This window comes from Oscillibacter sp. CAG:155 (assembly GCA_000436875.1).
In the GTDB taxonomy this organism is placed as follows: Bacteria; Bacillota; Clostridia; order Oscillospirales; family Oscillospiraceae; genus Oscillibacter.
This window is the reverse complement of record FR890932.1, coordinates 23189-33609: the sequence shown is the minus strand read 5'-3', so window position 1 is coordinate 33609 and position 10421 is coordinate 23189. Positions and strand designations below refer to the sequence as shown.

Sequence of the window (10421 nt, the reverse complement as noted above, 5' to 3'; positions counted from 1 at the left end):
ACTGGAGTAGAGTCCGTTATAGCCGGAGAGCATGTTGCTGATCCCGCAGACCAATGCGAAATACAAAAGCCCGTCGGCGCCGAACAGTTCCACCGCCAAAAACATGGACGCCACCGGACAGTTGGTGGCACCGCAGAACACCGCCGCCAATCCCAGCGCCGCTGCAAACCCCGCCGGAATCCCCAGCAGCGGACCTGCCAAGCAGCCGAAGGTGGCGCCCACAAAAAACGACGGGACCACCTCACCGCCCTTGAAGCCGGCCCCCAGCGTCACGGCGGTGAAGAGGATCTTGAGCAAAAAGGCGGCAGGACGGACACTTCCCTGCTCTACCGCCGCGGTGATGATCTCCATGCCCGCACCGTTATAGTCTGTGGTACCGCAGAGATAGGTCAGCGCCACCACCGCCGCGCCGCCCACCACTGCCCGCACCCAGGCATTGGGTAGCCAGTGTTTGAGCAGGTTTTCCACAAAGTGGAGCGTATTGCAGAACAGCAGCGACACCAGCGCGCAAAGTGCCGCCAGAATCGCCGTCCGTACCAGCATTCCCGGCTCCAGCGCCGGTGCGGCGACCGTAAACCTTGTCGGCTCAACCCCCATGGCCAGCGACACGCCGTAGGAGATCAGGGCAGCGGTGAGACAGGGCACCAGCGCCGCGTGGTACAGCACGCCCACACTGATGACCATGATGGCAAAAATCGTAGCGCCCAGCGGCGTCCCGAACAATGCGGAGAAAAATGCCGCCATGCCCACCATGGTGGCCGTCCGCTGGTCCCGGTCATCCAAACCGAACAGATGCCCCACAAAACTGCCGATGGTACCCCCCATCTGCAGTGCGGCGCCCTCCCGCCCGGCAGAACCGCCGCACAGGTGCGTCAGCACCGTGCTGACAAAGATAGCCGGCAGCAGCCAGATGGAGAGCACCTTGCCATGGTGGACTGCCTCGATGATGTCGTTGGTCCCCTGCCCCTCTGTCTTTGTCAGCTTATAAAAACCTACGATCACAAGGCCCGCCAGCGGCAGGCACCACAAAAGCCACGGGTGCGCCCCCCGCAGGGCCGTGGCCCCGTTGATGCCGATGTGAAAGAGGGAGCCCACCACGCCGCAGCAGGTCCCCATTACCGCCGCTACCAGCAGCCATTTGATAAACGCCCGGATGTATAGGCCCGTATGGACACACCACGCCGCGGCCCGGCTTCCAAATCCTTTTCCCATATGTTCTCTCTCCTCTTTATTCCGGGTGTTTACAGCTTTGAGGCCATAAGTCCCGGCACCTTCCCGTCCAGCCGCTGCTCCAGGATCTCCGGCTTGCGCAGGTAACGGCTGAAGGCCGCGAAAAAGCGGGAGTATTCAATGCCGGTTGCAATGCGCTCGTCCATCACCACGCCCAGGGGCAGCAGCTTTTTCCGGCTGCCCTCCGGCGCCGTGGGGTCCGGCACCGGCCGCCCCATGCAGATGAAAACACCGGTAGTGCCAAACTCATAGCAGTGATGGAAAATGCAGGTGGTATTGATGGAGGCGAGATTGGTGATAAAGAGGCTGGTGTGAAAGGGACTCAAGTCGATGATCTTCCGGGGCAGCAGGCCGTGGAGATCCAGGTGATACGCAAGGCCAAACACCAGCCGGGGCAGCAGCGGCAGAGAAAATGCGAAGCTGGCAAACCGGTCTGTTTGGTTATTGTGAGTGGTCTGCAGATTGCGGTCAATATGCTCTTTGATCTTCCGGGCAATAGTGAACACATCGTCCTCCGGCTCCAGAAAGATCTTCAGGGCGGTCTCGTCCGGCGTACCGTCCGCCCGGGTCTTGAGCAGCACAAAGCTGAAGCAGAAATGATTGCGCTGATACACCTTGCGATTCATCACAAAGCAGTTTACCTTGGGATGCTCCAGCGCCGCCTTGTAGTAAGCCGCCACCAGAACGCTCATGTGGGTCACATGCTGCCCCTCCCGCCGCTTTTGACGGATGTAGGCACGCAGAAGATCCTCGTCCACATAGTCCGTGGCCCAGTTCTGGGCATCAAAACGACGTGGCATGATATAGGGCAGTGCCTGCACGATAGGTGTCAGATTTCGCAAACGGGTCCCGTCCGGTCTCATAGTCCTTCCTCGATTCTTCCAGATTCTGGACGGCTCCGTTCCGCCCGCTTGTCAGATTCGGTTAAAATTATATAAAATTTTCCACAGGATTGCAATCTCCGTTCCAGGTTTCGCGTCTTTCTCCGTGCTCTTTCTCATTTTTTATATTTCCCGCAGTGAGTCCATTTCTGTATTGTTCATTTTATGCATTGTAATTTCGGTTTTCTCCTGATTTTTGGGCGTTTTGTGAAACTTCTTCCGGTCAGTTGATTGTTCTGGCAGCCTGTCGTATACTGGAGGCACCCTGAAGGCCGGAGAGGCAGGCGGCAGAGAGCCGCCTGCTTCCGTCAGCCGTCCGGTTAGATTCTATTCAGAAAGATGGAGGAAACGCGCATGAAATACGGACGGACCTACAATTTTTCCGCTGGCCCGGCGATGATGCCGGAAGAAGTGCTGGAAGAGATTGCCGCTGAGATGATGAACTACCACGGCAGCGGCATGTGTGTCATGGAGATGAGTCATCGCTCCCAGGTGTTCCAGCAGATCCGGGACGAAGCGGAAGCTGACCTGCGGAAGCTGATGGGGATTCCCGACAACTATAAAGTGCTCTTTATTCAGGGCGGCGGCACGGTGCAGTTTGCCATGGTGCCTATGAACCTGATGAAAAACGGCGTGGCCTGCTATGTGGAGACCGGCAACTGGTCCAAGAAGGCCCTGAAAGAAGCCCAGAAATATGGCAAAGTCAAGATTGTTGCCTCCTCCGCCGACAAGAACTTCTCCTATATTCCCGACTGCTCGGATCTGGACATTCCGGACAACGCCGACTATGTCTACATCTGCGAAAACGAGACCATCAACGGCACCACCTATCACCAGCTCCCCAATACCAAGGGCAAGGTGCTGGTGGCAGACCAGTCCTCCATGTTCCTCTCCCGTCCCTGCAACGTCTCCGATTATGGCCTGATCTGGGCTGGCGTGCAGAAGAACGTGGGGCCCGCCGGCATGGCCATCGTCATCATCCGGGAGGATCTGCTGCGGGACGACCTGCCCACCTTTGTCCCCACTTATCTCAACTACAAGACCCATGCCGATAACGACTCTCTGTACAACACCCCCAACTGCTGGGCTATCTACTGCTGCGGCAAGGTGTTCAAGTACCTGCTCGCCCACGGCGGCCTGGAGGCCATGGCCAAGCGCAACGAGGAAAAGGCGGCCATTCTCTATGACTTCCTGGACCAGAGCAAGTTCTTCACCGGCGCCGTGCGCAAGGAGGACCGCTCCCTCATGAACGTCCCCTTCGTCACCCCCAGCAAGGAGCAGGACGCCGACGTGGTGGCAGCCAGCAAGGCGGCGGGCTTCGACAACCTGAAGGGCCACAAGAGCGTAGGCGGCCTGCGGGCCTCCATTTACAACGCCATGCCCAAGGAAGGCGTGGTGGCCCTGGTGGACTTCCTGAAAAAATACGAGGCGGAGCACAGCGGGAACTGACCGCTCCCCCGTCCCTTTCTCATGAACAACCCCCCGGCACAGATTTTTCTGTGCCGGGGGGTCTTTTTATTCTTCCGTCAGCCGCTCACACTTCGCAGCTGTGGCCGCAGGTATCACAGTGGCCGGCGCAGTCCTGGAGCTCGTCCCCATAGGGGATGCCGTTGCGGTCAAAATAGTCCTTTACCGCCGCCCGGACCGCCTCCTCCGCCAGAACGGAGCAGTGGATCTTATGGGTGGGCAGGCCATCCAGCGCCTCCACCACCGCCTTGTTGGAGAGTTTCAGCGCCTCTGAAATGGGCTTGCCCTTGATCATCTCCGTGGCCATGGAGCTGGTGGCAATGGCGCTGCCGCAGCCGAAGGTGTTGAACTTCACGTCGGTGATGACCTGTGTCTGGGGGTCCACCTTGATGTACATCCGCATGATGTCGCCGCACTTGGCGTTGCCTACTTCGCCGATGCCGTCGGCGTTCTCCATTTTGCCCACGTTCCGTGGATTCTGGAAGTGGTCCATGACCTTATCACTGTACAATGCCATTGTTGGTTCCTCCCTTTCAAATCAGATGGGGCCGCCGGCCCGTCTCCAGTTCGTCCCACACCGGGGAGATCTCCCGCAGGTACGAGACGATGCCGGGCAGGACGTCCAGAATATAGTCAATCTCCTCCGGCGTGTTGTCCACGTCCAGGCTCAGCCGCAGGGAACCGTGGGCCACCTCATGGGGCCGTCCCAGTGCCAGCAGCACATGGCTTGGGTCCAGGGACCCGGAGGTGCAGGCGGAGCCGGAAGACGCCGCGATGCCCTTTGCATCCAGCATCAGCAGCAGCGACTCTCCCTCGATGCCCTCAAAGCAGACGTTGACGTTTCCCGGCAGCCGCCGGACGGGGTCGCCGTTGAGCACGGTGTGGGGGATGGCGGTCAAACCGGCGATCAGCTTGTCCCGCAGCGGCGCCAGGTAGGCCGTGCTCTCCCTGAGGTTGGTGCAAGCCTCGTCAAAGGCCGCTGCCGCGCCGCAGATACCAGGCAGGTTCTCCGTTCCGGCTCGCTTGCCCCACTCCTGAGCACCGCCGTGGATCACCGTTTCCGGCGCAACGCCCCGGCGGGCATACAGCACACCCACTCCCTTGGGGCCCCGGAACTTGTGGGCGGACAGGGACAGCAGGTCAATGTGCATGGCCTCCACGTCAATGGGCAGATGGCCCGCCGCCTGGACTGCGTCGGTGTGGAACAGTACGCCTGCCTCCCGGCACAGCGCTCCGATCTCCGCGATGGGCTGGATGGTACCGATCTCGTTATTGGCAAACATCACCGACACCAGGCAGGTATCCGGCCGCAGGGCCTCCCGGACCGCCTCCGCCGTCACCACACCGTCGGCAGGAATATCCAACAGCGTAACTGTGAATCCCTCCTTCTCCAGCGCCTTGAGGGTGTGGAGGACTGCATGGTGCTCAAACTTGGTGGAGAGGATATGGCGCTTGCCCTTCCGGGCCCCCAGCGCCGCGCCGGTACGCAGAGCCTGAACATCGGACTCGCTGCCGCCGGAGGTAAAGGTAATCTCCCGGGGGGCGGCGTTCAGATTCCGGGCAAAAATCTCCCGGGCCTCCACCAGCTTCTCCGCCGCCCGCTGACCGGGACTGTGGAGGCTGGAGGGATTGGCGTAAATGCCCTGGAAGCAGGGCAGCATCGCAGCCATGGCCGTATCGCTGACGGCGGTGGTGGCCGCATGATCCGCGTAAATCTTCATGGCAGTTTCTCCTTATTTCCTATCTGTTTTGTATGATATATTCATATCATGCTTTTTCCTATTTGTCAAGTAGGTTTTATAGGAAAGTGGGAACTCTGTGGTATCGCTGCCTTCTGCGGACCGATTTTCGGCATCCGCCGCCCGCGCATGCAAGCCGCTCCGCAGCGCTCTCCCTTCCCGGATTCGCGGTATGTTTTGCACCATATGCAAAAAGGGCCTGCCGTTTGAAACGGCAGGCTCTCTTGATTTCATTACGAACGGGGCTGCGCACCCTCCCCGAAACGGAGAGGAAACGCCGGAACCTGTACTCAGGCAGTGGCGATAACGTCTTTGTTTTTTACAAAGTATTCCACGCCGGAATACAACGTCGTCAGCGTGATGACCCAGCAGCAGATCGTGTTGAGCACCGGCGGGATGGGCAGGAACATCAGCACAATGCACACCATAGTAGAGGCGGTCTTGACCTTTCCGGACCAGCCGGCGGCGATCACCCGCCCCTTGTCGCTGGCGATCATCCGCAGACCGCTGACTGCGAATTCCCGGCAGATGACGATCAGCAGCATCCAGGCCGCCATCTGATGGTTTTCCACGAACCACAGCATGGCCGCCGTCACCAGCATCTTATCTGCAAGGGGATCGGCAAACTTGCCGAAGTCCGTCACCAGATTGTACTTCCGGGCAATCTTTCCATCCAGCATATCCGTCAGACTGGCGATGATGAAAATGGCCAGCGCCACATAGTTGGCATATGGAAATCCCCAGTACAGCACCACCATAAATACAGGGATCAATATAATGCGCAAAAGAGTCAGTTTATTTGGCAGATTCATTGGTTTCTCCTTCTTTTGGCGGCGGATAGGGTTTGTCTTTCCAATACCACCATTTTAATTTTTTCGCTTCCCGCACCGGGTTCTCGGCATAATAAACCGCCGTCCGCCAGACATACAGGGCACAGCGATCCTCCTCAAATCCTTTGAGCCGACACTCCCGGCGGTATAGTTCTTCCGGGTCCTTCCCCACCAGGTCAGAGACCTGACGGATACCCATTCTCTCCATGACGCCGGCGATCCGGGGCCCCACGCCGGGAATCTCCTCCAGCGGATGCTTCATGTGCTCACTCTCCGGTGCTTTACACCTCTTCGCCGGTCAGCTCGCCGTCCATGGTGCCTGTCAGCCGAACGGTTACAAAGGTACCCGGCTCCACCTCCTGATCGGCGGTGAAATAGATACGGCCATCGATCTCCGGAGACTCGGCATAGCTGCGGCCAAAGTACATTTGGGCCTGGCCGTCGAAGCCCTCGCACAAAACCTCCCGCTCGGTGCCGAGAACAGAGTCGTTGTAATCGTCGATGATATCAGACTGCACGTCCACCACCAGCTCCGCACGGCGGCGGGCCTCCTCCATGTCCACATGCTCCATCTGGGCGGCTCGGGTTCCCTCCTCCGGAGAGAACGGGAACACGCCGGCCCGCTCGATGCGGGTCTGGCGCAGGAATTCACACAGTTCCTCCAGCTCCGTCTCCCCTTCGCCAGGCAGACCGGTGATAAGGCTGGTGCGTAGCACCAGACCGGGGATACGGGAGCGGAGCTTGGCAAAGAGCTCTAAAAGCTCTGCCTTGGTATCCCGCCGGTTCATGGCCTTCAGGATACCGTCGTTGCAGTGCTGGATGGGAATGTCCAGATACTTGACGATCTTGGGCTCCCGGGCGATGGTGTCGATGAGCTCCTCGGTGATCTCATCAGGATAGAGGTAATGCAGGCGAATCCAGTGGAAGTCCAGCTTGCACAGCTCCGTCAGCAGCTTTGCCAGCTGATGCTCGCCGCTCAGGTCCGTACCGTAACGGGTGATGTCCTGGGCGATAACCAGCAATTCCTTCACCCCGGCGGAAGCCAGCTCCTTTGCCTCTTCCAGCAGCTCGTCCATAGGGCGGCTGCGGTACTTTCCCCGCAAGGAGGGGATCACGCAGTAGGCGCAGTGATTGTCGCACCCCTCGGCAATCCGCAGGTAGGCATACCAAGGCGGCGTGGACAAGATCCGCTCACCGCTTTGGTCGGCGGTGTGGATATTGCCCAAGTGACAGGGCCGCAGTCCCTGGTCCATGACCTCCGCCACCGCATCGGCAATGTCGCCGTAGCTGCCGGTGCCCAGCACGCCGTCCACCTCCGGCAGTTCCGAAAGGACGTCCTCCTTGTACCGCTGGGCCATGCAGCCGGTGACCAGGATCTTTTTCACCTGCCCGGCCTTTTTCAGCTCCGCCATCTCCAGAATGTTGTCGATGGCCTCCTCACAGGCGGAGGTCAAAAAGCCGCAGGTATTCACCACCACCACGTCGGCCCCCTCCGGCGCCACCTGGATGGTGTACCCGGCCTTCTGACAAGTGGCCATCATCTGTTCGCAGTTCACCTGGTTCTTCGCACAGCCCAGGGAAATAAATGCTATTTTGTATGACATAGGATCGCTCCGTTTTTTGATTTTTTATTGAGAAACAGGCAGAGAGATTTCCGGCGTCCACCAGCTGGCTGCGGTCACCGCAGTGGGAAAGATCCCGTTATGCATCTCCAGCCGAAGGAAAGGGCCTTGGAGATCCGGGTCGTTTTCCTGGGACAATAGCACCGTCCAGGACGGATATTCCACGCAAAATGATCCCACCACATGGCGGCTGACCTCTCCCTCCAGCACCATGGTGAGATGGCTGTACGCAGGGGCGCACTGCCGCGTGTAGCGTTCCGCCGTGGAACAGGCCAGCCACTCCGGACCGGGACTGAGCCTCCAGAGCAGCAGGGCCAAGAGGACCCCGGCCAGGGACAAGGCAAAAAATCGCAGTGCTCGGTTTCTTCCGGTCATGAGCCACACGCTCCTTCCGTGTCACTCCTGGGGGATCTCCTCCCCCAGTCGGCTCCATCCCGCCCGGATATCCGGCCAGGCAAAGCCCCGGCGGGCCAAGGCGTCGCAAAGGCGCTTTTTCTCCTTCTCATCCGGGACCCGGCCCCGGAGTTTGGATACCAGAAAGCGGTCGATCTGTCCAGCGGGATCTGGAAGGGTATCCAGGGCATCGTCCCACAGCTCCCGGGGCACGCCCTTTTCGTAGAGCTTCTCCCGCACCCGCTGAGGACCGTAGCCCAGATCCGCGCAGTGCCGGGCCAGCACCGCGGCGTAGTCCGCGTCGTTGATGGCACCGATGGCCTCCAGCCACTCGGCGGCGTAGCGGGCTTCCGCCTCGCTGGCGCCCCGGTCCCGGAGTTTGCGCTCCAGATCCCGGCGGCTCATGGCCCGCTTGCCCACCAGATCTGCCGCTGTGGCTTTTACATTGGACACGCCAGCGGCCTCTTTGAGCTTTTGCAGGGTCTTGTCGTTCAGTTCATCTCCGGCCCGCAGGCCAAAGTCCAGCAGCTCCTGCTCCGTGATCCGAAGGCAGGCGCCGTCCTCCAGGAATACCAGCACCCGGCCCTTTTTATGCCGGGACGCCTCAATGCGCTCAATTGTCATCGTTGAAGTCGTCGGCGCTCACGTCCACCGCACGCCCAGCGGCCTTGGCGGCAATCCGGGCCTGGTTGCTCAGGAGCTTATCGAAGTTCTTGCGGATATCCGCCTCCAGCTGCGCGGCGATCTCCGGGTTTTCCTTGAGATATTTCTTGGCGGCGTCCCGGCCCTGGCCGATGCGGGTCTCTCCCATGGAGAACCAGGAGCCCGCCTTCTGCACCAGATCCAGCTTCACACCCAGGTCGATCAGCTCGCCCTCGTGGGCAATGCCCTCGCCGTACATGATGTCGAACTCCGCCTCCCGGAACGGAGGTGCCATCTTGTTTTTCACCACCTTGGCCCGGGTGCGGTTGCCGATGATCTCGGAGCCGTTTTTCAGTGCTTCGATCCGCCGCACATCGATGCGGACGGAGGAGTAGAATTTCAGCGCCCGGCCGCCGGTAGTAACCTCCGGATTGCCGTACATGACGCCCACTTTTTCCCGCAGCTGGTTGATGAAAATAACGATTGTGTTGGTCTTGCCGATGGCGCCGGTGAGCTTGCGCAGTGCTTGGCTCATCAGGCGGGCCTGGAGACCCACGTAGCTGTCGCCCATCTCACCCTCGATCTCCGCCCGGGGAACCAGCGCGGCCACGGAGTCCACCACGATGACGTCAATAGCTCCAGAACGGACCAGCGCCTCGGTGATTTCCAGGGCCTGCTCACCGGTGTCCGGTTGGGAGATCAGCATATCCTCCACCCGCACGCCCAGTGCCCGGGCATAGGTGGGGTCCAGAGCATGCTCCGCATCCACGAAAGCCACTTCACCGCCCCGCTTCTGGGCCTCCGCCACCACATGCAGCGCCAGCGTGGTCTTACCGGAGGACTCAGGCCCGTAGATCTCCACGATCCGCCCCTTGGGAAGGCCGCCGATCCCCAGCGCCACATCCAGCGCCAGAGAGCCGGTGGGAATAAAGTCCACATTCAGCTCCGCCTTGTCGCCGAAGCGCATGATGGAACCCTTGCCGTACATTTTCTCGATCTGGGCCATTGCGGTATCAATGGCCTTTTTCTTATCGTCCGCCGGTGCTGCCGAAGGCAGCGGTGCTTTCTCCTTTGCCATCTGTTTCTCCTCCTAATCTTCGCTCATTCTGCGGCCCGGTCCGCATGATGCAGGCGGGAAAGTGCTCCTGCCGCAGAATTTCTCAAATTTCCGTACAAAGGGTGCCGAATACCACCCGGGGGATATCGTGGAGGTCCTTGACCACCTGAATATCCCCAAAGCCCTGAGCCCGCATGATGCGCAGCACACTGTCCGCCTGGCCGATGCCCACCTCGAAATAGAGCCGGCCGCCGGGGACCAGGACCTCCTTCCATTTCTCTGAGATGGTATGGTAAAAGTCCAGGCCGTCCTCACCGCCGTCCAGAGCCAGATGCGGCTCGTAGTCCTTGACAGATGCATCCAGTGTGTCGATGTCCGCCCGGGGAATGTACGGGGGATTGGAGACGATACACTGAAATTCCCCCAGGGATTTGTCCGGTTTTTCCCGGGCATCTGTCTGCATGGGCACCACCCGGGCGGTAAGGCTGTTGCGGCGGATGTTCTGCCGGCAGATCTTCAGTGCGCCGTCAGACCACTCTCCCAGCACTACCCGGCACGCC

12 protein-coding genes are annotated in these 10421 nt (G+C 60.0%); 1 reads left to right on the top strand and 11 read right to left on the bottom strand.

Translation table 11 applies throughout. The annotated features are described in order from the left end of the window. Positions 1-1212: chloride channel protein (locus QZL67_RS07315; protein ID WP_292920074.1), on the bottom strand; the 1212-nt coding region annotated here is incomplete at its 3' end. 29 nt (positions 1213-1241) lie between these two features. After that, positions 1242-2072, bottom strand: a complete 831-nt coding sequence (locus tag QZL67_RS07310) for a hypothetical protein (protein ID WP_292920072.1) — start codon at positions 2070-2072, stop codon at positions 1242-1244. A gap of 393 nt (positions 2073-2465) precedes the next feature. Between QZL67_RS07310 and serC the strand changes: the two genes are divergently transcribed. Beyond that, positions 2466-3560, top strand: coding sequence for a 3-phosphoserine/phosphohydroxythreonine transaminase (gene serC, locus QZL67_RS07305; protein WP_022290081.1), 1095 nt, complete (start codon positions 2466-2468; stop codon positions 3558-3560). Between the two features lie 85 nt (positions 3561-3645). Here serC and nifU read toward each other — a convergent pair whose 3' ends face one another. The 9 genes from nifU to QZL67_RS07260 form a co-directional block, all read right to left on the bottom strand. Next, complete coding sequence (nifU, locus tag QZL67_RS07300; RefSeq protein WP_022290080.1) at positions 3646-4095, bottom strand: Fe-S cluster assembly scaffold protein NifU; 450 nt, start codon at positions 4093-4095, stop codon at positions 3646-3648. A 16-nt stretch (positions 4096-4111) separates the two neighbouring features. Further along, complete coding sequence (locus QZL67_RS07295; protein WP_022290079.1) at positions 4112-5299, bottom strand: cysteine desulfurase family protein; 1188 nt, start codon at positions 5297-5299, stop codon at positions 4112-4114. Positions 5300-5607: 308 nt separating this feature from the next. Further along, the gene (pgsA, locus tag QZL67_RS07290; protein ID WP_022290078.1) at positions 5608-6129 is read right to left on the bottom strand and encodes a CDP-diacylglycerol--glycerol-3-phosphate 3-phosphatidyltransferase; all 522 of its coding nucleotides are present in this window, start codon (positions 6127-6129) and stop codon (positions 5608-5610) included. Next, positions 6113-6409: a helix-hairpin-helix domain-containing protein gene (locus QZL67_RS07285; RefSeq protein ID WP_022290077.1), complete on the bottom strand. Its 297-nt coding sequence runs from the start codon at positions 6407-6409 to the stop codon at positions 6113-6115. The genes pgsA and QZL67_RS07285 overlap by 17 nt, the downstream gene beginning before the upstream one ends. Positions 6410-6428: 19 nt before the next feature. Continuing rightward, a complete protein-coding gene (rimO, locus tag QZL67_RS07280; RefSeq protein ID WP_022290076.1) occupies positions 6429-7751 on the bottom strand; it encodes a 30S ribosomal protein S12 methylthiotransferase RimO in 1323 nt (440 codons plus the stop codon). A gap of 24 nt (positions 7752-7775) precedes the next feature. Further along, positions 7776-8144 (bottom strand): hypothetical protein, encoded by a 369-nt coding sequence (locus QZL67_RS07275; RefSeq protein WP_022290075.1) that lies wholly within the window; start codon positions 8142-8144, stop codon positions 7776-7778. Between the two features lie 21 nt (positions 8145-8165). Further along, a complete protein-coding gene (locus QZL67_RS07270) occupies positions 8166-8786 on the bottom strand; it encodes a regulatory protein RecX (protein WP_022290074.1) in 621 nt (206 codons plus the stop codon). After that, positions 8776-9882, bottom strand: coding sequence for a recombinase RecA (gene recA / locus QZL67_RS07265; protein WP_022290073.1), 1107 nt, complete (start codon positions 9880-9882; stop codon positions 8776-8778). The genes QZL67_RS07270 and recA overlap by 11 nt, the downstream gene beginning before the upstream one ends. Before the next feature lie 82 nt (positions 9883-9964). Then, the coding region (locus tag QZL67_RS07260) for a HemK/PrmC family methyltransferase (protein ID WP_292920070.1) at positions 9965-10421 on the bottom strand (457 nt) is incomplete at its 5' end.